Below are 21,146 nucleotides of genomic sequence, written 5' to 3'. Positions count from 1 at the left end.
GAAAGCAATCTGTCAGGCAACAGAAGGACTACTTTTCAAACCCGCTCGAAGGGAACACATCAGTCCCCCGCCAACGCCGAACCGAACGCTGGAAGAACAAACTGTTGGGCACCTGCACCATGGCGCTGCCGGTGCCGGCTTCTTCAGCCTCTATCAAGGTGGTGTAAAGAAGATTGATCGCCACCACCCGACCTTTGACGCCGGGCTTGTCGGTGGTGTCCACCAACTCGACCACGTCACCTATGCGGAACGGGCCGACGGTAAAGATCAGGATCGCGCACAGCAGGTTCGAGAGCACGCTCCACATGGCAAAAAACGCCACCGCCGCGACGGCGACGAAACCGGACAACGCGGTCCAGAGGACCGTGGCCGATACACCGAGTCGCTCGAGGACGAAAATCAGCGCGCTGCCCATGATCAGCCAGCGCAAGCCGCCCCGCAGCGGCATCATCAATTGCGGCGGAAACGGGTAACGCTCACCAAGACGGGTCAGGCCTTTGGCGACGAAGCGCTGGGTGAAGTAGCCGGCGAGCAGGATCAGCAGGATTTGCACGCCGAGCCAGATCGGCTCGACCCACACCGCCGGCAACGGCAGCTTGAAGGCGTCCATCAGGACAGCGCCTCCAACTCCGCCTGCATGCTTTCCAGCAATTCCAGGGCTTCCATCCACGCTTCTTCCAGCTCTGCTTCACGCACTTTCAGTTTGGCCTGCTCGGCCAGCAGGTCACGCAATTCGTTCTTGCGCGCCGGCTCGTAGATGTCGCTGTCGCCAAGGCTGGTATCGACCTTCGCCAGTTTTTCATGGAGCTTGCCCAGTTCGGCTTCGAGCTTGTCAGCCTCACGCTTGTGTGGGGCCAGTTGCTGACGCAACGCCGCTGCGGCCTGACGCTGGGCTTTCTTGTCGGTCTTGTCCGGATTGACCGGGGTGCTGCTGACCGGGGCATTGCGCTGGCGATACTCCACCAGCCAGCGGGTGTAGTCCTCCAGGTCGCCGTCGAACTCCTCGACCTTGCCATCTGCCACCAGAAAGAAATTGTCAGTGGTGCTTTTGAGCAAATGACGGTCGTGAGAGACCACCAGTACCGCACCACTGAACTCCTGCAGGGCCATGGTCAGCGCCAGGCGCATTTCCAGGTCCAGGTGGTTGGTCGGTTCGTCGAGCAGCAACAGGTTCGGCCGGTCCCAGGCAATCAATGCCAGGGCCAGGCGCGCCTTTTCACCACCGGAAAAATTCAGCACCGGCTCGTCGATCCGCGCGCCACGGAAGTCGAAACCGCCGAGGAAGTCGCGCAGGGTCTGTTCGCGCTCGGTCGGCGCCAGGCGTTGCAAGTGCAGCAACGGGCTGGCCTTGGAGTCCAGAGAGTCGAGCTGATGTTGAGCGAAGTAACCGACCACGGTGTTCTCGCCACGGGTCAAGCGACCGGCCAATGGCGAGAGCTCACCGGCGAGGTTCTTGATCAGGGTCGATTTACCGGCACCGTTAGGGCCGAGCAGACCGATTCGCGCACCCGGGGTCAGTTGCAGCTTGACCTTCTCCAGCACAGCTTTGTCACCGTAACCCAGGCGGGCGTCGGACAGGTCGATCAGCGGGCTGGAAATCTTCTGCGATTCACGGAAGACAAAGTCGAACGGCGAATCGACGTGGGCAGCAGTCAGCTCTTCCATCCGCTCCAGGGCCTTGATCCGGCTCTGAGCCTGACGGGCCTTGGTGGCCTGGGCCTTGAAGCGGGCGATGTAGCTTTCCATGTGCGCACGTTGCGCCTGCTGCTTCTCGTAGGCTTGCTGTTGCTGGGCCAGGCGTTCGGCACGGGCGCGTTCAAAGGCGCTGTAGCCACCGCGGTACAGGGTGATCTTGCGCTGATCGACGTGGGCCACGTGGTCGACCACGGCATCGAGGAAGTCCCGATCGTGGGAGATCAGCATCAGGGTGCCCGGATAGCTCTTGAGCCATTCCTCAAGCCAGATGATGGCGTCGAGGTCCAGGTGGTTGGTCGGTTCGTCGAGCAGCAGCAGGTCCGATGGGCACATCAAGGCCTGTGCCAGGTTCAGACGCATCCGCCAGCCACCGGAGAAATCCCCGACCTGGCGATCCATCTGCTCGTTGGTGAACCCAAGACCGGCCAGCAGCTTGCGTGCCCGGGCGTCGGCGGTGTAACCGTCGGCGCTGTCGAGTTCCGAATGCAGGCGCGCCTGTGCGGCACCGTCATGGGCCGCTTCGGCTGCCGCCAGGTCGCGTTGCACCTGGCGCAGGCGCAGGTCGCCATCGAGCACGTAGTCGACCGCCAGGCGTTCGAGGGTGTCGACCTCCTGGCGCATGTGGGCGATACGCCAGTCAGCCGGCAGGAAGCAATCACCCGAGTCCGGGTGCAGCTCGCCCCGAAGCAAGGCGAACAGGCTCGATTTGCCGGCGCCGTTGGCACCGATGAGGCCGGCTTTCTGGCCGGCGTGCAGGGTCAGCTCGGCGTCTTCTAGCAGACGTTGCGGGCCACGCTGTAAAGTCAGGTTCTGAAGTCGAATCATAATGGCGGCGGAGTCTACCAGCTTCGCTCGCAACTGGCGCGAGTAGCACTATGTCCTCTGACCTGTGGAGCTTTTCCCTGACCACTTACGCCCATCCCGGTGTTGAGCAGGCATGCCTGCAATTGCAGTCGGCGGGGGTCAATGTGTGTCTGCTGCTGTGTGGTGCGTGGCTGGGACAACGAGGCGTGGCCTGCGATGAGCAGCGCTTGCAGCTACTGCGCAGTGTGGCCGCCTCGTGGGACATCGATGTCGTGCGGCCGTTGCGCACCTTGCGCACACAGTGGAAAGCCGCGGCCACGGAAGACGTCGACTTGCAGACCTTGCGTGAACAAGTGAAGGCACTCGAGCTGGAAGCCGAACGGCATCTGTTATTGCGGCTGGAGAGAGCGGCGCAGAGTTGGCCGCAAAATGCCGAGACCGATCTGGCGGCCTGGCTGGAAGGTGCGGCGGCCGGGGCCGCCCACCTGCACCGCGACGCGCTGCATCAGCTGCGCGTCGCGGTAACCGGCACTTAGGAAGCGCTGGTTGGGGTGGTTGCTGCGATCGACGCGGCGGCCGGCGTTGGCGCTGGCGTGGCTGTCGATGTGGCTGCGGCTAAAGCAGACGTTGCTACCGGAGCCGGGTTGGCTGGCTTGGCAGCCGGTGCGGTGGCTGGTTTTGCAACCGGAGCGGTGGCTGGCTTGGCGGCAACCGGCTTCTTCACAGCAGGTTTGGCTGCGGGTTTTGCAGCAGGTTTTGCAGCAGGTTTTGCAGCAGCAGGTTTGGCAGCTGGTTTAGCCGCAGCAGGTTTGGCAGCTGGTTTAGCCGCAGCTGGTTTAGCAGCTGGTTTGGCCACTGCTGGCTTGGCGGCAACGACTGGTTTTGCTGCAGCTGGTTTGGCAGCCGCTTTTACAGCAGGTTTTGCCGCTGGCTTGGCTGCTGGTTTAGCGGCCGGTTTTGCAGCGACAGGTTTTGCAGCCGGCTTGGCAGCAGGTTTCGCAGCAGCGGTGCGGGCAGCTGGTTTGGCGGCTGGTTTTGCAGCGGTTTTTGCAGCTGGTTTTGCAGCCGGTTTAGCAGCAGCGGTTTTAGCAGCGGCTGGTTTGGCAGCCGCGGTTTTTGCAGCAGCAGGACGTGCAGCGGCAGGTTTGGCAGCCGTGGTTTTAGCAGCCGGTTTTGCGGCGCTGGCAGCGGCCGGTTTTCTCGCTGCAGGTTTTGCAGCCGGTTTGGCTGCGGCGGTTTTAGCTACCGGTTTGGCAGCGGCCGGTTTTGCAGCAGCAGGCTTGGCCGGTGCTTTTGCAGCAGCCGGTTTGGCAGCGGTTTTCTTCGCAGGTGCCGCAGCAGGCTTGGCCGCGCGCAGGGACAACACCTTGCCGACAGCCTCTTGTACACGACCGACACCCTGGGCCAGTTTCAGGCTTTCCTGGGCATCGCGCTTGAGTTGCAGAATGTAGCCGCGGGTTTCCGATTGACGATCCTTGAGGGCATCGAGCAGCTCCTCAAGATCGGTCACTGCGCCCTTGGCCTTGGCTTGCGCCTTGGCTTTTCCGGCCGCCGCAGCGTCCTGCAATTTGGTGCGGGACTTGTGCAGTTTTTCTTGCGCTTTTCCGCGCTGCTTTTCCAGTTTGGCGAGCAGTTTTTCAGCATCAGCCAAGGCTTCGGAACAAGCGGTTTCCAGATGCTCGAGCAGGCTGCCCGAGAGTTGTTGGAGCAGGTGCAATGGAGTGCTTACTGGCTTCTTGGTGGCCGACATGGTTTACCTCCTGGCTGAAGTGAGTGCGGCTCATACTAGACCTCTGCAGCAACCGCCGCTAGGGCATGTTGACACTATCGAAAGCGTTGTGTTGCAAAGGACTGAAAAACTTCTGCGTCGGCGTGAAAGCAGTTCACCGTTGCGCGCATTCTCGCTGGCATAATCGCCCGCAATTCAGGTCGGAGAGTGCCCATGTCGCGCTACCTTTTTTTATCGCTGTGCGCGTTTTTTTCGGTCGCCCAGGCCGCCGAAACAACACCGGAAAATGAAGCCCACGATCTCGCTTACAGCCTGGGTGCGAGCCTTGGCGAACGCTTGCGCCAGGAGGCTCCCGACCTGCAACTCCAGGCACTGGTCGAGGGATTGCAACAAGCCTATCAGGGCAAGCCGCTGGCGCTGAAAGACGAGCAGATCCAGCAGATATTGACCGAGCATGAAGCGCGGATTGCCATGCAGTCCGCCGAGCCGCAAAACGAATTGGCACTGGAAAAGGAACAGCGTTTTCTCGCCGACGAAAAAGCCAGGCCCGGCGTGCGCGAACTGGCTGACGGCGTGCTGCTGACCGAGTTGACGCCGGGCGCTGGCGCCAAGGCAGGACCCAACGGCAAGGTGCAGGTGCTGTACATCGGTCGCTTGCCCGACGGTACGGTGTTCGATCAGAACAGTCAGCCTCAATGGTTCAGTCTCGACAGCGTGATCGCCGGATGGCGCAGCGCATTGCAAAACATGCCGGTCGGGGCGAAATGGCGACTGGTGATTCCATCGGCCCAGGCCTATGGCGCCGAGGGTGCCGGTGACGTGATCGCACCGTTCACACCACTGGTGTTTGAAGTCGAATTGCGCGGTGCCACCGGCTGACGACACAAACGAAAAACGGCGTGCCTTGGCACGCCGTTTCGAGATCTTGCGGAAAGCGCTTCAGGCCTGAACCGAATCGGCTTCCTTGTGGGCCGTGTGCAACACTTCGATCAGGCAGTCTTCCAGCTCGAAGCGTTCATGCAGCAGGCCACCCAGTTCCTTGAATTTCTCGGCGACGCATTTGCCTTCATCGCACAGGTCATTGAACGCGAGCAGCTTCTCGGTGATGACGTCGATGCGCGGGTAGATCGTCTCGGCGAGTTCCAGGCCACGCGTGTCGTTGAAGGCCTTGGCCTCCCCCGTCAGTTGCTCGTAGATCTCGAAGTGCCCGGCCGATACATAATCGACCAGCACGCCGCAGAACTCCTGCAAAGGCTTGCGGTTTTCACCCAACGCCTCAGGCTTTGCGCCAAGAGCGTCATAGGCCCCGATCAGTTCGTGTCGTTCCTGCAACCAGCGATCGATCAGCAGGTGCACTCCACCCCAGCGTTCCTGAGCATTCTGACAACTTTCGAGCATGGTGATCTCTCTTCCCTTGTGGGTCAGCTGCTCTATGCCCGCTCGCCTCTTGTAACATCGGTGGGCGGTCAGGCAGAGCGTCATCGAGCAACATAATTCCAATGACACGTGCGGGCCAGATTATGCCCGCACGTCACTGGCTTCAAGGTACGCAGGCGATAAAGTTCATACAAGTGTTTAATCGCCGGCAAAGGCCCGGTGCGACGACTCGTCGCTGAGCGGTCGCTGATAGCTGATCCAGACCAGTCGCAACGACTGGTAAACGGCCAGAATCATCATCGCGACGAAGAACAGCAGGCTCCACTCCGTGAGACTCAGGTCGAACAGCGTCCAGGAAATTTCCACACAATCGACAGCGCCCTTGAACACTTGCTGCAGGATGGAGAGCAGCGCAGACCCGGCGAACATATCCGCCAGATGGGTGGAGCACGCCGCTGCCTGTTCCATCGGAAGGCTTTGCAACAGAACCTGCCGCCACGCCGTGACAGTGCCGGCCAGGCTGCATCCAAGACTGAGCAGCCAATACAGAACGGTTCCGATGCGACCTGGACCATGGACCGAAGCCATCAGGCAGACACCAGTCAGGAGCGCCAGACAAAACCGCTGCACCAGACACAAGCCGCAAGGCCTCAGGCCGACCGCATATTCCAGGTAGTAGGAAACGCCCAACGCCAGGGCACCCGCAATGAAAGCCATGAAAAACAAGGAGCGTGAGCAGGCCAAAGACATGGCTTATCCGTAAAAGTAGTGACAGGCCATTACGGTAGAGGAAAGCGCGGCGGCCTTTCAAGGCAGGCGCCCACGGAGACTTCAGCAGAAGTGTAGGGAAATCCCGACACAGACGAGAGGATAAAAAGTAGTCCTCTGTAGGACTTTGCCTGCGACGAGAATGGGTAACCGAGTTTCAGCGAATTATCTCACTGCGACGAGGACGATTACTTCCTCGCCGCAGTTCATCACACAGTCGCCGGAGCCTGGCCGCAGCGAATGGGTCAAGCGCGCACTGGCACAGGCAGAGGGGCAGCGAGCAAGCGCTCATCCAGCAATCCCAGGCCTTCCTGAAACAGCTGGTTGCTGCGCTCGGTATCGCCCATTTGCGCCAACAGCCGCGCCAGTTCCGCACAGGCTTCCGGATTGCGTTGTACACGCAGGCTGCTTTCCAGATAGTCCCGCGCCTTGCCCCACAAACTGTTTTGCAGGCACAGACGACCCAGTGTCAGCAGCAGGCCAGGATCTGTCGGATGGTCCTTGAGCCAGCCTTCAGCAGCCTGCAACTGGCGGGCCGGATCATTGCCGCGCACCAGCCCGTAGAGACGAGCCAGATGGCTGTCGTAGCTGCGCTTGAGCGCGGTGCGCAGGACTTCCTCTGCTTCGACCTGAGCCCCCAGTTGCCGCAGTTGCTCGGCGTAGGCGAGCACCAGTTGCGGCTCCTGGCGTTGCGCCGAGGTCAGTTGCTGCCAGGCACGTTCGAGCGCTTGTTGCCCCACCGCTCCGTTCTCTTCCCGTTGCGCCGCCAGGGACAGGTTCGCCCCCCAGGCCCGACGCTCCAGTTCTGCGAGTTCGGCCGCCGGCAGGACTTTGTCCTTGCGCAGCTCCGGCAGCAGGCGAATGACTGACGACCAGTCACCACGCTGCTGAAGCAGGCGCTGCAACTGACGCAGGGTCTGTGCATTATGAGGATGGCGCTCACGCATGGCTTGCAGGGTGGCGAGGGCGCCGTCGGTATCACCGCGGTCGGTCTGCAACTGGGCGTGGTTCAAGGCGATCGCCAACTCGGCCTGAGGCTGACGCTCCAGGGCGCGCTCCAGCAAGTTGTCGCTTTCTTCGTAATTGCCTTGTTCGTTTGCGGCACGGGCCGCACCGAGGTAGTAAAGCAACGGTTGGCGCTCGGCCTCGGCAGCACGATGCAAGTGACGTTGCGCGCTGGCCCAGCGCCCCTCGGCCAGGTCCAGTTGACCGTGCTCGATCGCCACCTGCACCCGACGGCTGCGGTTACGCCGCGACCACGGGTTGACCACCCCGCTGGAAGCCATCACCAGCTCGACCAGCGCCTTGATACCCCAGATCACCAGCCACAGCACAGCCACCAGCGCCAAAGTAGCCCACAGGCTCGACTCATAGCGGAAGGTCTTGTAGGCAATCAGCACATAACCGGAATGTTCGGCAATCGCCAGCCCCAGCGCAGCGGTAGCGGCGATCGCGAGGAACACGATCACATAGAGGCGCTTCATGGCGTGGCCTCCGGCGCGGTGTTCGCGGCAGGCCTGGCCATTGGCTTGACCGAATCTTCGGCGTTGACGTTGCGCCGCTCCAGGTACCCCTGCACCGCGCTCAGGGTGCCGGTCATATCTGGAGTGACTACGGTGACAGGTTGCCTGCTCAGCTCGGCTACCTGCTCAAGCATGACTTTGCTTTGCGAGTTGTCCGGGTTGAAGTTGCCCTTGAGGATGTCCCGCGCTTCGTCCAGCACTTGGGAGTACACCGCGGCCTGACCATTGAGTGCGGCCCACTGTGCCTGCTCCAGCGCCAGGCTCAGGGCCAGGCGTACCTGACTCAGGCTCTGGCCGGCCAGCAATGGACGAACGTTTTTATCGGCATTGAAATCGATACGGATGTAGCGCGAAATCTGATCCCACCATTGCGCCCAGCGACTGGCACCGTCGCCATCGGCAGTCAGGCCCAGCAGCGAATCGCCACGGTCCTTGTACTCCGGTGCCAGCTCGGTGAGGCTGGCCACTTGATCGCGCAGTGCGCCCAGACGCAGAAACAGCCCGGTGCGGTCCGGTTGTTCGGTACTGCGCAAGGCAATCAGGGTCTTGGCCACCTGCTCGCGCGCGGCAAAGGCGCCCGGATCGTTCTGCTCACGCAGTATCTCGTCGGCACCCTGGACCAGTGCCTGGGCGCTGCTGATGTCCTGTAAGGCCGACAGTCGCAGGCTGGCCAGACGCAGCAAGTGCTCGGCCTCGGCCAGGCGCCAGTCCTTGCGACTGGCGCCGAGTACGGTTTCCAGACGCTGGTTCAAACGCTGCTGATCACCTTGCAGCTGGATCACCAGGCGACTGCGTGCTTCCAGCTCATCGGCAGCCGGCAATTGTGCCAGGCGTGCGCTCAGGCGCTCCTCATTGAGCTTGAGGTTCTGCGCCTGGTCATTCAACGCCTGTACCTGGCTCAACTGCTGCTGATTGTTGGCCTGCAGGTGACGCACCTGCCAGACACCCCAGCCGCCCACCGCGACACCGGCCGCGCCCAGCAACAGTGCGAGGATTGCCAGACCATTGCCTCTACGCTGCTCGGCAGCTGGTGACGGCGGCGGCATTTCTTCTAGAGGAGCATCAACAGGTGCATCAAGCACCGGTCGCGAGTCATCTTTAGGCAAGGCTGTTTCGCTCACGTATCCATCCTTTGCATCAGAAAACGGGTACGGGTTGCTCCCGTAACGCCGTCAGCAAGGCCGCGGCACTCGCGCCGCGACAATCCACAACTGTTTTGGCCCCGGCGGCATGCGCCAGCTCGGCAACCCTGGGGCTTGGTACAAACAACGGCAACCGCGCCAACTGCGGCCAGGCATCGCCGGCCAATTGATGCAGGTGCTCAAAACCTTGTCCACTGCTGACCACCAGCCCGTTCAGGCGTTCCGCCTGGATCCGTTGCGGCAGCACTTGCGGCGGGTAAATCGGCATTGCCCGGCGGTACAGCTCCAGATACTCGACACTAGCACCAAGCTCACGCAAGCGCTCAGCCAGCAATTCGCGCCCACCCTCCCCGCGCAGGATCAGCACCCGCGCATCGGGTTGTGCGATAGCCTCGCGCAGGCGGGAAAGTTCGAGCAAGGCCTCACTGTCATCACCCTCTGCCGGGAAGCTCACGTCCAATCCGTGAGACTGGAGGATCTGCGCTGTCGCCGCGCCGACGCTGAACCACTTCACAGCGGGCGGCGCTGGCCGAAACCGCTCGAGCAGTTCGACGCCGATCCGGGCGGCAGGCTTGCTGACCACGATGATTGCGCAGAACTTTTCCAGCGTCTGAATCACCTGGCGCATTGTGTCAGTCGCCGCAATCGGCACGATGTCCAAAAGCGGCAGACTGCTGCTGAAAATCCCCTGTTCGGCCAAAAAACTACCCAGCGCCGCCGCCTCATCGGCGGGACGCGTCAGCAGCAAGCGCCAGCCGGTCACTCGTGACCTGCCTCGCCATAGACCGCTTTGAGAATGGCGTCGGCACCCTGGCTCAGAAGGTCTTCAGCGACACGCACACCCAGTGCCTCGGCATCGCCGCGAGGGGCACGGGCTTGTGCGCTGAGCAGCAGGCCACCCGCTGGATCGCCCACCAGTCCGCGCAACCAGAGTTGCTCACCCTCCAGCACGGCGTAGCAGGCAATCGGTACCTGGCAACCGCCATTGAGGTGCTTGTTGAGGGCACGTTCGGCGGTCACGCGGGTGGCGGTGTCCTGGTGATGCAGGGGCGCCAGCAGCGCATGGATTTCACTGTCGGCACTGCGACATTCGATACCCACCGCACCCTGGCCACCGGCCGGAAGGCTGTCGTCGACACTGATGGCCGAAGTGATGCGATCTTCAAAGCCCAGCCGGATCAGGCCGGCAGCGGCAAGGATGATGGCGTCGTATTCACCGGCATCGAGCTTGGCCAGGCGCGTGTTGACGTTGCCGCGCAGGAAGCGGATTTCCAGATCAGGGCGGCGGGTCAGTAATTGCGCCTGGCGACGCAGGCTGGAGGTGCCGACGATGCTGCCCTGAGGCAACTCATCCAGACTGGTGAAGGTGTTGGAAACGAAGGCGTCGCGCGGATCTTCCCGTTCGCAAATGCAGTACAGGCCAAGACCTTCGGGGAAGTCCATCGGCACGTCCTTCATGGAGTGCACGGCGATGTCGGCTTCATTGTCCAACAGCGCGGTTTCGAGCTCCTTGACGAACAGGCCCTTGCCGCCGATTTTCGACAGCGGTGAGTCAAGCAGCTTGTCACCACGGCTGACCATGGGAACGAGGGTCACCAGCAGGCCCGGATGAGCCGCTTCAAGGCGGGCTTTGACGTATTCGGCCTGCCACAGGGCGAGAGCGCTTTTGCGGGTGGCGATGCGGATCTGGCGAGAGGACATGGATCAATCCGTACTGAATAGATACGACGGATAATAACAGCTCAGCCAAATCCACTTTGACTTGTATCAGATACTACTCGGCCTCCCTGGCCCCGGATGTCCGGCAATCGGGTGTGAAATTCGCCTGCGCACAGCTGTTTAGAGCTGTTGCATCATCTTGCGCACGCCAGCCACATGGCGCCGGCTGACGATCAGCGCATCACCATTGAGGCCTTTGAGGAACAGCTGGAAATGCCCCAGGGGTGTGCGTTGCAGTCGCTCGATACGCTCACGGGCGACCAGTGCGTTGCGATGGATACGCACGAAACGGTCACCGAATTCGTCCTCGAGGGCCTTGAGTGGCTCATCGAGCAGTACTTCACCGCTTTCGTGACGCAAGGTTACGTATTTGTGGTCGGCAATGAAGTACACCACCTGATCCAGCGGAATCAGCTCGATCCCTTTACGGGTTCGGGCGCTGATATGGCTGCGCGGTCCGCTGCCGCTTTCGGCAGCAGGACGGGTCAGGGCGGCGAGCTGGGCACGATTTGGGCGCTCGGCTCTCTTTAATGCGTCATGTAACTGTTCAGTTCTCACAGGTTTCACCAGATAGCCTACGGCGCTGGCCTGTAAGGCTTCCACGGCAAATTCATCGGGCCCGGCGCAGAACACCACGGCGGGCGGAGTTTCGCGTTCGCATAACCGTGCAGCCACTTGCAGGCCATCAAGGCCGGGCATGCGGATATCAAGCAGCACGATATCCGGTTTGTGGCTGTCGATCAGTGCCAACGCCTCTTCGCCATTCGTGGCACTAGGCTCCAGGACACTGTATCCCTCGAGTTCGCCAACCATTCGGCACAGGCGCTCGCGGGCCAAGGGTTCGTCATCAACGATCAGGACATTCATATTGCGCTGGATTCCTGCGTGAGTCTCGCACAAGGATAGCGTAGACAGGTGAAGTGACGTCCGTCACCGCGATCCACGCTAAGACTAGCCCGAGCGTCAAAAAGTGCCGCTGGTCCGGCGGCTAAATTTTCATCTGCCGGGCGATTGGCGGCCCAGGCCCGCATTGGCGACACATCGCCACAGGGTTTGCTGATATGCAATATGAACACCCCCCCTCTACTTATGGTCAGCGGCTGCACCGAGAAGTGCGCTGATCCTACTTTCCAACTGTAGACGTTTGCCGGGACGTTATTGCTCAATTGAAAAATATCGTTGCGCTAATGCAGGAGCGAGCTTGCTCGCGATGAACCTGGCGCCGACGCGTTTATCCAGAAAGTATGCGTTATCGTTAACGCCCATCGCGAGCAAGCTCGCTCCTACACAAAAAAACGTATCGACCAGTGTCAACGACAGGGTTGGCAACCCTGTTATTATCCGCGCAAGCGTTCCACGCCTTCTTTCTTCAAGCCGATACGAGCGAATTCATGAGCACTGACAAGACCAATCAGTCCTGGGGCGGCCGCTTCAGTGAACCCGTCGACGCCTTCGTCGCCCGCTTCACCGCCTCCGTCACCTTCGACCAGCGCCTGTATCGCCACGACATCATGGGTTCGATCGCCCACGCCACCATGCTGGCCAAGGTCGGCGTGCTGACCGATGCCGAGCGCGACAGCATCATCGATGGCCTGAAGACCATCCAGGGTGAAATCGAGGCCGGCCAGTTCGACTGGCGCATCGACCTTGAAGACGTCCACATGAACATCGAGGCGCGGCTGACCGACCGCATCGGCGTGACCGGTAAAAAACTGCACACCGGCCGCAGTCGTAACGATCAGGTCGCCACCGATATCCGCCTGTGGTTGCGTGACGAAATCGACCTGATCCTGGCCGAAATCACTCGCCTGCAAAAAGGCTTGCTGGAGCAGGCCGAGCGCGAAGCCGCCAGCATCATGCCGGGGTTCACCCACCTGCAGACCGCCCAGCCAGTGACCTTCGGGCACCACATGCTGGCCTGGTTCGAGATGCTCAGCCGCGACTACGAGCGCCTGGTCGACTGCCGCAAGCGTACCAACCGCATGCCGCTGGGCAGTGCGGCACTGGCCGGCACCACCTACCCGATCGATCGTGAATACACCGCCCAACTGCTGGGTTTCGACGCGGTTGGCGGCAATTCGCTGGATAACGTCTCCGACCGCGATTTCGCCATCGAATTCTGCTCGGCCGCCAGCATCGCGATGATGCACCTGTCGCGCTTCTCCGAAGAGCTGGTGCTGTGGACCAGCGCGCAATTCCAGTTCATTGACCTGCCCGACCGCTTCTGCACCGGCAGCTCGATCATGCCGCAAAAGAAAAACCCTGACGTGCCGGAGCTGGTGCGCGGCAAGACCGGTCGCGTATTCGGCGCGCTGATGGGCCTGCTGACCCTGATGAAAGGCCAGCCCCTGGCCTACAACAAGGACAACCAGGAAGACAAGGAACCGCTGTTCGACGCCGCCGACACCCTGCGCGACTCGCTGCGGGCCTTTGCCGACATGGTGCCGGCGATCAAGCCCAAGCACGCAATGATGCGCGAAGCAGCCCTGCGCGGCTTCTCCACCGCCACCGACCTGGCCGACTACCTGGTGCGTCGCGGCCTGCCATTCCGTGATTGCCACGAAATCGTCGGCCATGCCGTCAAGTACGGCGTGGACAGCGGCAAGGACCTGGCGGAAATGAGCCTGGAAGAACTGCGCAAGTTCAGCGACCAGATCGATCAGGACGTGTTCGCCGTGCTGACCCTCGAAGGCTCGGTCAATGCCCGTAACCACATCGGCGGCACCGCGCCGGCGCAGGTGAAGGCTGCTGTCGCTCGCGGTCAGGCGCTGCTGGCCAGCCGTTAGATAAAAGCTTCGCGGGCAAGCCCGCTCCCACAGGGTTGTGTGTCGTTCGCGAGTCTGCGGCACGACACGAATCCTTGTGGGAGCGGGCTTGCCCGCGATGACTGACTTCAGAACGCCACAGAACTACTTTTTGGCAGCAATCATCGCCATAAACGCCGGCATCGCCGCTTCCCGATCCGCCGCCACGCGCTGCACGTTCGGGTTATCCCCCAACCGCTCCAGCAACGCCTTGGCCTTCGGCATTTCAGCCAACAAATCAATGCCGAACAACTTGTGCGCCACGCCACACGCCAGCGGCACGCTGTACAGGAAGTACAGATCCGCCACGCTCAAGCTGTCGCCAGCCACGTAAGGGCTGAATTTGCCGTGCCGGCCCAGCGCAGCCACCCCCAGCAACAGTTCGGCCTTGGTTTTTTCCTTGATCGCATCCGGCAGGGTCATACCGAAAAACGCTTCGGCGTAACAGGCTCGTGCCGGCAGCTCGATATAGAGTTCGATTTCCCTGGCCAGTGCCAGCACCTGCGCGCGCTCGAACGGGTCGCTCGGCAGCAGCGGCGTGCCGTTGTGATTTTGCTCGAGGTACTCGAGGATTATGCTGGTTTCATTGATGAACCCCTGTTCTACGTGCAGCACCGGGACCTTTCCACGCGGGCTGATGGCCAGTGCTTCGGGGGTGGTGCCGCCGTAAAACGGCACTTCTTCGAAAGGCAGTCCTTTTTCCAGCAGCGCCAGTTTGACCATGTTGTAGTAGTTACTGACGGAGAATCCATAAAGCTTGATCATCACAAAGCCTCCAGGCCGTGCGGGGTGGGCAGTGCCTGTTTATAGAACGCTCGAGGGTTTCTTGCCAGCAGCATCACGCCAATGAATACGGGTAAACTGGCTGCCTTTCCCTGAGGAGCCTGCCATGAGCGAGCCAATCGATATCGAAGACGACGAAGAAGAATTCGCCGAAAATACCTTGATCGAAGCTATCGAAAATCAGATCGAAAGTGACAACCCTCCAGCCGCCAAGGCGACCTTCAACAAGCTGACACTGGTGGGCTACGAGCGGGAAGAGATCCTCAACCTGATGGCTCACGTTTTGGCGGTAGAAATCGACGCGATCCTCGAAGAAGACCGCGCGTTCAATACCGAATGGTACGAAGCCGCGCTGCGCGCACTGCCCGAGTTGCCGCCGCAAAAGCAGTAAGATCAAAAGATCGCAGCCTGCGGCAGCTCCTACGTGGATCGCATTCCAGGTAGGAGCTGCCGCAGGCTGCGATCTTTTTTATGCGAGTCAAAAATCTCTGTCGCCAGCACTGGACATGCCGCGCAAGTGAGCTCACCTTAGGAGCGCTGTCGTCCAATTCCTAGAAAGTCTGGAGTCCTTATGTCGCTTACCCCTGAGCTGGTTGCCGAACTGGAAGTCCTTGCACTCTTCAACCTGGACAGTTCCCAGGAAGGTCTGAAAATTCATCAGACCGCTGCCCCGAAACACATTGCCGCCGCCAAACGCCTCTTTGAAAAAGAACTGACCGACCAGCCTGATGGCGGTTACCTGACCAGCCTGGGTCGTGATGCCGCGCAAAATGTGCAAAGCGTGCTGACTATTCTTAACGCCGAAGTAACAGCCTGAATTCTGCCGCATCGCCCCCGGAGACCCCGATCCAGGGATTTCCGCGGGCACACCCCCCTGATTCCTGTCCCCACCGATAGAAATCTGACGCCAGAAAAATAAATCAGCTTAAAAGTCCTCGCCTCAAGGCGCTAAACTGCCCCCACTTGAGACTCCCACGTCCGTGCCCTGCGAGCCGGTTTGAGCTGACATGACCCGCACCCATGAAATCCGCCCCGATCTGGACGAGGGAATCGACCGCAAGGTTCTCAGCCAGCTGCGCGCACGCTTTCTGAAACTCAACGAAGGGCGCATGGCTCGCGCCATGGAAGGCTTGTCGACCCGCCAGCAAGGGGTCCTGACCTTGCTGCCGCTGTTTTTCCACGTTAATCACCCGCTATTGCCCGGCTACGTTTCCGGCAGTACGCCGGCGGGGCTGTCGAATTTCGAACCGGACGCCAATGTCCTCGCAGAAGCCCAGCGCCTGACCCGCTCGTTTTCCTACAAGCCTCGCCACGGCAGCAACCCGCCGAGGCCGATTCACGGGCTGTTCCTGATGGGCAGCCTCGGCACCCTGGCCCAGGCCGACCAGAGCGACATGGATGTGTGGGTCTGCCATGGGCCGGACCTGACCGAGAACGAACTCGCCGAACTGCGCAAAAAATGCCAGCTGCTGGAAGCCTGGGCCGCCAGCCAAGGCGCCGAAGCGCACTTTTTCCTGATCGAACCGACCCGTTTCGTCCGTGGCGAGCGCGATACCCAGCTGAGTTCGGAGGATTGCGGCACTACCCAGCACTACCTGTTGCTGGACGAGTTTTACCGCACCGCGATCTGGCTGGCCGGGCGTACGCCGATCTGGTGGCTGGTGCCGGTCTACGAAGAATCGAGCTACGACCGCTACACCCATACCTTGATCTCCAAACGCTTTATCCGCGCCGATGAAACCCTCGACCTCGGCAACCTGGCCTTTATCCCGCCCGGCGAATTTATCGGCGCCGGGCTCTGGCAGCTGTTCAAGGGCATCGAGTCGCCCTACAAGTCGGTACTCAAGCTGCTGCTGACCGAGGTCTATGCCAGTGAACACCCCAGGGTCCATTGCCTGAGCCTGCGCTTCAAGCAAGCGGTGTTCGCCAACCGGCTCGACCTCGACGAGCTGGACCCGTACGTGGTGGTGTACCGGCGCATCGAGGAATACCTGATCGCCCGCAACGAACCGGAACGCCTGGAACTGGTACGTCGCGCGCTGTACCTGAAGGTCAATCGCAAACTGACCGGCAGCAGCCGTACCCAGAGCTGGCAACGCTCTTTACTCGAGCGCCTGGCCCATGAATGGCACTGGGACCAGCGCCAACTGGCCCTGCTCGACAGCCGCAGCCAGTGGAAAGTCCGTCAGGTCGGCTCCGAGCGGCGGGCGCTGGTCAATGAACTGAACTACAGCTACCGCTTCCTCACCCAGTTTGCCCGACAGGAGCAAACGGTCAGCCGCATCAACAAGCGCGACCTGAGTGTCCTCGGGCGTCGGCTATACGCCGCTTTCGAGCGCAAGGCCGGCAAAGTCGAATTCATCAACCCCGGTATCGCCCCGGACCTGGCCGAAGACACCCTGACGCTGGTACACGCACCGAACAAAAAAGAACCGGGGCAAAGCCAGTGGGGTGTGTACAACGGCAGCCTGACGGCGCTGGAGTGGGAACATTTCGCGCCGATCAAACGCAGCCGTCACTTGCTCGAGCTGCTGAGCTGGTGCCACCGCAATGGCGTAATCGACAGCAGTACCCGTCTGGCCCTGCACCCTGGCACCAGCGACTTGAGCGAGTTCGAGCTGTTCAACCTGCTCGGCAGCCTGCAACAGACTATCGCCCTGCCCTTGCCCACGGTCGCCGAAGAACCTCTGCTGCGCGCCAGCGTGCCGAGTGAAGTGCTGATTCTGGTGAATGTCGGCATCGATCCGCTCAAGCACCATCGCGACCTGAACATCCTGATGACCACCGAGCGCACCGACTCCCTGAGCTACGCCGGGGTTCGGGAAAACCTGGTGCTGACCCTGGACCAGGTCACGCTCAATAGCTGGAACGAAGTGCTGGTGGCTCGCTACGATGGCCCCCACGCCCTGCTCGACTGCATTCGCGATTACCTCAACAACCTGCCAGCCGGGCCGCAACAGCCGAAGCTGAGGGTGCGCTGTTTCTGCCATAACCGCGCGCAGTTCATCGCCCAACGGGTGGAAGACATCCTCGACACCGCACAGAACCTGCTGCTGAGCCGGCTCAATCACCGCTACCTGATCCAGGTCCAGCAGCACTACCACGTGCTGGAGCTGGTACCGGGACAGGTCCAGCACATCGCACTGGACACCCTGCCGGCGTTGATCGATTACCTGGGTGAAGAAATGGCGAGCTACAGCCCGCTTCACCTGGACCCAAACGCACTGGAAGAGCACGACCTTGCGCTGTTCCTGCCAACGGGCCAGCCGGACTGCATCCAGGTGTTCTACCGGGTCAACGAAGATCAGGCTGATCTGTACGTGCTCGATGAGTTCAATGCCCTGTGGCAGCAACGCCTCCCCTGGCACGACGAGCAAAGCCTGCTGGTGCCGCTGCAGCGTTTCCTGCAATCGATCCAGTACCGTCGCGATGCCCTGTTGCCGATGGACGCTGCCCACCCCTTGAACCTCGACACCCGGTACTGCCAGTTGCTGCCGTCAGGCCCTGGTCGGGCGCGCCGCATTGAAGCCCGGCCGGTGCCGCAGACGCCAGCGAACAAACCGTTTTACGACGTGCAGGCGATCGTCGGCAAAGCCGCACCGGGTCAGGTACAGGTGACGTTGTATTGCAATCAACGGGAGTTTTCCGAACTGGAGCATGGCGACCAGCTGTTCAGCGTGGTCGCCCGGGAAATCGTCGGGCAGCGCCGGGAAACCGAACGCTACCGCTGCTACATCACCGACCTCGACCTGTCAGGCCTGCTCGGCGAAGGGCAGAGTTCCACCCATCTGTACCTACGCTACAAAGCAGACCTGGAGCAGGCATTGAACGAGGCGCTCGATCAGGTCTGAGGGGATGTCACTCCGGGAACGCGCCGCCATTGGCCGGCTGCGATTCGACTTCCAGCAGCGTCAGCTTCAGGGTCTTGCCGCCCGGAGCCGGCCAATCGATATGCTGGCCAACCTTCAGGCCGAGCAGCGCGCTGCCCACCGGTGCCAGGATCGAGACCTTGCCTTCGTCGGCATTCGCATCCTTGGGGTACACCAGGGTCAGGTGGTAGTCCTTGCCACTGCCTTCTTCCCGGCAATGCACACGGGAATTCATCGTCACGACATCCGCCGGCACTTCATCGTGGCCGACCACGGTATCGGCGCGATCCAGTTCGGTTTGCAACGCAATAACGCCCGGCAGCGTGTCGTCCAGGCTGTCGATCAGACGCTCCAGACGCTGGACGTCCAGACGGGTAAGGGTGATGGAAGGTGCGGTCATGATCTGGGCAGACTCCTTTCTTCTGCACGAAAAAAGCAAAACCCCGCCAGAAAAAGGCGGGGTTTTCACAAGCCTCGGTGGGTTGAGGCGTTACCGGACACTATCACAGCTCAAAAAATATACAAGCCGCCACCCGGCGGCGTAGGAGCTGCCGCAGGCTGCGATCTTTTGATCTTGCTCTTCGGCAATCTTCAGAGCGGCCAAAAGATCGCAGCCTTCGGCAGTTCCTACAGGGCGGTGGCTTTGCGCTCAGAGGCCTGGGCGCAAATGACACGGCGGCGATCATCGTCCGCCGAGCGCCATTCGCGGATGTCTTCGACATGGCGGAAGCAGCCCAGGCAGACTTTCTGCTCGTCCAGCCGGCACACACCGCTGCACGGCGACGGCACCGCCGGGCTGACATTGCTGTAGAGCGGCTTCGGTGGGCGGACAGACGCAGGCTGGGTCACGATCTCACAGGCCTTCGAAATCGAGCTCGACACCGGCCTGCTGCTGGACGATACGCTCAAGCATTTCACCCAACTGCTCTTCGCTCTTGTCACACATCCAGCGCTCGCTTTCTTCGTCGTAGTCGAAGTGGAAACCACCGGACACCGCCGCCAGCCATAGCTGACGCAGCGGCTCCTGGCGACTGAAGATCAACTGGCTGCCGTTCTCGAACTTGACGGTCAGCACGCCGGCCGAGCTTTCGAGGTCGATATCCAGGTCGCTCTCGTCAAAGATGTCCTCCAAGGTTTGCTGGGTGGCATCGACCAGGTCGTGGAAACGCGCTTCGGACAAACTCATTACGGCAACCTCAAAAAGTGTCTGATCAGGCTCAAGCGCCGCAAGATACGACCGAGCCTCGTCGATTGCAAAGGATAATGACCAAGCGGCCGTCTGTGGGAGCGGGCTTGCTCGCGAAAGCGGTGGTTCAGTCAACAAAGAGGCTGAATGTGCTGGCCCCTTCGCGGGCAAGCCCGCTCCCACAGGGATTGCGTGATACCAACCGGTATCGGCCCAACCCCCGCCGGACGGGCGGTCCGTTGCATAGGCAAGCTGCCGGGTGGCCGGTATACTCCGGCGCAATTAATGTATTTTCAAGGATTTCGCCATGAAGCGCCTGATCTCTTCCCTTGCTGCGCTCCTCGCGGTTGCCTGCCTTGTGTCGGCCTGCGGTCAAAAAGGCCCGCTGTACCTGCCCGATGAAGACCAGGACCCTGTCGAGCAAGCCAAGTCGTCGCAGCAGCAGCCTGCCTCCAAAGCACACAAGCACGACGTCTACCAATAATAAGGGAACCTCATGGACGCTTTTAACTACCGTGACGGTGAACTGTTCGCGGAAGGTGTTGCCCTGTCTGCCATCGCCGAGCGCTTTGGTACACCGACCTACGTTTACTCCCGTGCACACATCGAAGCCCAGTACCTGGCTTATGCCGATGCGCTGGTTGGCACGCCGCACCTGGTGTGCTTCGCAGTCAAGGCCAACTCCAACCTGGGCGTCCTGAATGTCCTGGCGCGTCTGGGCGCCGGTTTCGACATCGTCTCCCGTGGTGAACTGGAACGTGTACTGGCCGCTGGCGGCAGCGCCGACAAGATCGTGTTCTCCGGCGTCGGCAAGACCCGTGACGACATGCGTCGCGCCCTGGAAGTCGGCGTACACTGCTTCAACGTCGAATCCACCGACGAGCTCGAACGCCTGCAAGTGGTCGCTGCCGAACTGGGCGTTCGCGCGCCGATTTCGTTGCGCGTCAACCCGGACGTCGATGCCGGCACCCACCCGTACATTTCCACCGGTCTGAAAGAGAACAAGTTCGGCATCGCCATCGCCGACGCCGAAGACGTGTACGTGCGTGCCGCGCAGCTGCCGAACCTGGAAGTGGTCGGCGTCGATTGCCACATCGGCTCGCAACTGACCACCTTGCCGCCGTTCATCGACGCTCTCGACCGCCTGCTGGGCCTGGTCGACCGCCTCGGCGATTGCGGCATCTACCTGCGCCACATCGATCTCGGTGGTGGCCTGGGCGTGCGCTACAAGGACGAGGAGCCACCACTGGCTGCCGACTACATCAAGGCCGTGCGCGAACGCCTCGATGGTCGTGATCTGGCACTGGTGTTCGAGCCGGGCCGCTTCATCGTCGCCAACGCCGGTGTATTGCTGACCCAGGTCGAATACCTCAAGCACACCGAGCACAAGGACTTCGCCATCGTTGACGCCGCCATGAACGACCTGATCCGCCCGGCGCTGTACCAGGCCTGGATGGACGTCACGGCCGTGCGCCCGCGTCAATCGGCGGCCCGCGCCTACGACATCGTCGGCCCGATCTGCGAGACCGGCGACTTCCTGGCCAAGGATCGTCAGCTGGCCCTGGAAGAAGGCGACCTGCTGGCCGTGCATTCGGCCGGTGCCTACGGGTTTGTCATGAGTTCCAACTACAACACCCGCGGCCGTACCGCTGAAGTGTTGGTGGACGGTGATCAGGCATTTGAAGTGCGTCGCCGTGAAACGGTAGCCGAGTTGTTTGCTGGCGAAAGCCTGCTGCCGGAGTAAAAC

Annotated in this window: 22 protein-coding genes; 8 read left to right on the top strand and 14 right to left on the bottom strand. The window is 61.2% G+C overall.

Features of this window, described 5'->3' with window-relative positions; translation table 11 throughout:
- Positions 1-28: 28 nt before the first annotated feature.
- Entirely contained in the window at positions 29-610 is a 582-nt protein-coding gene (locus KW841_RS01550; protein WP_116579718.1) for a mechanosensitive ion channel family protein, read from the bottom strand.
- Complete coding sequence (locus KW841_RS01545) at positions 610-2,520, bottom strand: ATP-binding cassette domain-containing protein (protein WP_218473166.1); 1,911 nt, start codon at positions 2,518-2,520, stop codon at positions 610-612. The genes KW841_RS01550 and KW841_RS01545 overlap by 1 nt, the downstream gene beginning before the upstream one ends.
- Positions 2,521-2,570: 50 nt before the next feature.
- On the opposite strand from KW841_RS01545, the gene KW841_RS01540 reads away from it, so the two are divergent.
- Complete coding sequence (locus tag KW841_RS01540) at positions 2,571-3,035, top strand: TIGR02444 family protein (RefSeq protein ID WP_218473165.1); 465 nt, start codon at positions 2,571-2,573, stop codon at positions 3,033-3,035.
- Here the strand turns inward: KW841_RS01540 and KW841_RS01535 are convergent.
- Complete coding sequence (locus tag KW841_RS01535) at positions 3,032-4,249, bottom strand: AlgP family protein (protein WP_218473163.1); 1,218 nt, start codon at positions 4,247-4,249, stop codon at positions 3,032-3,034. The two genes, KW841_RS01540 and KW841_RS01535, sit on opposite strands and share 4 nt — an antisense overlap.
- 192 nt (positions 4,250-4,441) lie before the next feature.
- On the opposite strand from KW841_RS01535, the gene KW841_RS01530 reads away from it, so the two are divergent.
- A complete protein-coding gene (locus tag KW841_RS01530; protein ID WP_218473161.1) occupies positions 4,442-5,107 on the top strand; it encodes an FKBP-type peptidyl-prolyl cis-trans isomerase in 666 nt (221 codons plus the stop codon).
- A 60-nt stretch (positions 5,108-5,167) separates the two neighbouring features.
- Here the strand turns inward: KW841_RS01530 and KW841_RS01525 are convergent, their stop codons facing one another.
- The 7 genes from KW841_RS01525 to KW841_RS01495 form a co-directional block, all read right to left on the bottom strand.
- Positions 5,168-5,626: an Rsd/AlgQ family anti-sigma factor gene (locus tag KW841_RS01525; protein ID WP_015097328.1), complete on the bottom strand. Its 459-nt coding sequence runs from the start codon at positions 5,624-5,626 to the stop codon at positions 5,168-5,170.
- 177 nt (positions 5,627-5,803) lie between these two features.
- Entirely contained in the window at positions 5,804-6,355 is a 552-nt protein-coding gene (locus tag KW841_RS01520; RefSeq protein ID WP_218473159.1) for a disulfide bond formation protein B, read from the bottom strand.
- Between the two features lie 263 nt (positions 6,356-6,618).
- On the bottom strand, positions 6,619-7,857 hold the full coding sequence (locus tag KW841_RS01515; protein ID WP_218473157.1) for a heme biosynthesis protein HemY: 1,239 nt from the start codon (positions 7,855-7,857) through the stop codon (positions 6,619-6,621).
- Positions 7,854-9,017 (bottom strand): uroporphyrinogen-III C-methyltransferase, encoded by a 1,164-nt coding sequence (locus tag KW841_RS01510; RefSeq protein ID WP_218473155.1) that lies wholly within the window; start codon positions 9,015-9,017, stop codon positions 7,854-7,856. The genes KW841_RS01515 and KW841_RS01510 overlap by 4 nt, the downstream gene beginning before the upstream one ends.
- 16 nt (positions 9,018-9,033) lie before the next feature.
- Complete coding sequence (locus KW841_RS01505; protein WP_218473153.1) at positions 9,034-9,801, bottom strand: uroporphyrinogen-III synthase; 768 nt, start codon at positions 9,799-9,801, stop codon at positions 9,034-9,036.
- Complete coding sequence (gene hemC, locus KW841_RS01500; RefSeq protein WP_102673521.1) at positions 9,798-10,739, bottom strand: hydroxymethylbilane synthase; 942 nt, start codon at positions 10,737-10,739, stop codon at positions 9,798-9,800. The genes KW841_RS01505 and hemC overlap by 4 nt, the downstream gene beginning before the upstream one ends.
- Positions 10,740-10,877: 138 nt before the next feature.
- Entirely contained in the window at positions 10,878-11,624 is a 747-nt protein-coding gene (locus KW841_RS01495) for a LytTR family DNA-binding domain-containing protein (RefSeq protein ID WP_102699667.1), read from the bottom strand.
- Between the two features lie 524 nt (positions 11,625-12,148).
- Between KW841_RS01495 and argH the strand changes: the two genes are divergently transcribed.
- Positions 12,149-13,543 (top strand): argininosuccinate lyase, encoded by a 1,395-nt coding sequence (gene argH, locus KW841_RS01490; RefSeq protein ID WP_007978825.1) that lies wholly within the window; start codon positions 12,149-12,151, stop codon positions 13,541-13,543.
- A 123-nt stretch (positions 13,544-13,666) separates the two neighbouring features.
- Here the strand turns inward: argH and KW841_RS01485 are convergent, their stop codons facing one another.
- Entirely contained in the window at positions 13,667-14,326 is a 660-nt protein-coding gene (locus KW841_RS01485; RefSeq protein WP_007978823.1) for a glutathione S-transferase family protein, read from the bottom strand.
- A gap of 124 nt (positions 14,327-14,450) precedes the next feature.
- On the opposite strand from KW841_RS01485, the gene KW841_RS01480 reads away from it, so the two are divergent.
- From KW841_RS01480 to KW841_RS01470, 3 genes are all read left to right on the top strand, one after another.
- The gene (locus KW841_RS01480) at positions 14,451-14,735 is read left to right on the top strand and encodes a hypothetical protein (RefSeq protein ID WP_007978820.1); all 285 of its coding nucleotides are present in this window, start codon (positions 14,451-14,453) and stop codon (positions 14,733-14,735) included.
- Between the two features lie 180 nt (positions 14,736-14,915).
- Complete coding sequence (locus KW841_RS01475) at positions 14,916-15,161, top strand: TIGR02647 family protein (RefSeq protein ID WP_007980796.1); 246 nt, start codon at positions 14,916-14,918, stop codon at positions 15,159-15,161.
- 190 nt (positions 15,162-15,351) lie between these two features.
- Positions 15,352-18,195 (top strand): class I adenylate cyclase, encoded by a 2,844-nt coding sequence (locus KW841_RS01470; RefSeq protein WP_218473151.1) that lies wholly within the window; start codon positions 15,352-15,354, stop codon positions 18,193-18,195.
- A 7-nt stretch (positions 18,196-18,202) separates the two neighbouring features.
- On the opposite strand, the gene rnk is transcribed toward KW841_RS01470, so the two are convergent.
- The 3 genes from rnk to cyaY all read right to left on the bottom strand — a co-directional run bounded on the left by rnk (position 18,203) and on the right by cyaY (position 19,399).
- Positions 18,203-18,613: a nucleoside diphosphate kinase regulator gene (gene rnk, locus KW841_RS01465; protein ID WP_007980800.1), complete on the bottom strand. Its 411-nt coding sequence runs from the start codon at positions 18,611-18,613 to the stop codon at positions 18,203-18,205.
- A 227-nt stretch (positions 18,614-18,840) separates the two neighbouring features.
- The gene (locus KW841_RS01460; RefSeq protein WP_015097337.1) at positions 18,841-19,062 is read right to left on the bottom strand and encodes a DUF1289 domain-containing protein; all 222 of its coding nucleotides are present in this window, start codon (positions 19,060-19,062) and stop codon (positions 18,841-18,843) included.
- 4 nt (positions 19,063-19,066) lie between these two features.
- Positions 19,067-19,399 carry an iron donor protein CyaY gene (gene cyaY / locus KW841_RS01455; protein ID WP_008050853.1) on the bottom strand — a complete coding sequence of 111 codons (333 nt, stop codon included), beginning with the start codon at positions 19,397-19,399 and terminating at the stop codon, positions 19,067-19,069.
- A 307-nt stretch (positions 19,400-19,706) separates the two neighbouring features.
- Here cyaY and KW841_RS01450 point away from each other — a divergent pair, with 307 nt between their 5' ends.
- Both KW841_RS01450 and lysA read left to right on the top strand, forming a co-directional pair.
- Entirely contained in the window at positions 19,707-19,883 is a 177-nt protein-coding gene (locus tag KW841_RS01450) for a lipoprotein (protein WP_007980804.1), read from the top strand.
- Between the two features lie 12 nt (positions 19,884-19,895).
- Positions 19,896-21,143 carry a diaminopimelate decarboxylase gene (gene lysA, locus KW841_RS01445; RefSeq protein ID WP_218473149.1) on the top strand — a complete coding sequence of 416 codons (1,248 nt, stop codon included), beginning with the start codon at positions 19,896-19,898 and terminating at the stop codon, positions 21,141-21,143.
- Positions 21,144-21,146: the final 3 nt, after the last annotated feature.

It is taken from the genome of Pseudomonas sp. PDM28, assembly GCF_019219115.1.
Lineage (GTDB): Bacteria > Pseudomonadota > Gammaproteobacteria > Pseudomonadales > Pseudomonadaceae > Aquipseudomonas > Aquipseudomonas laurylsulfatiphila.
Note: the sequence above shows the minus strand (reverse complement) of the source record. Positions and strands in the feature narration are given on the sequence as shown.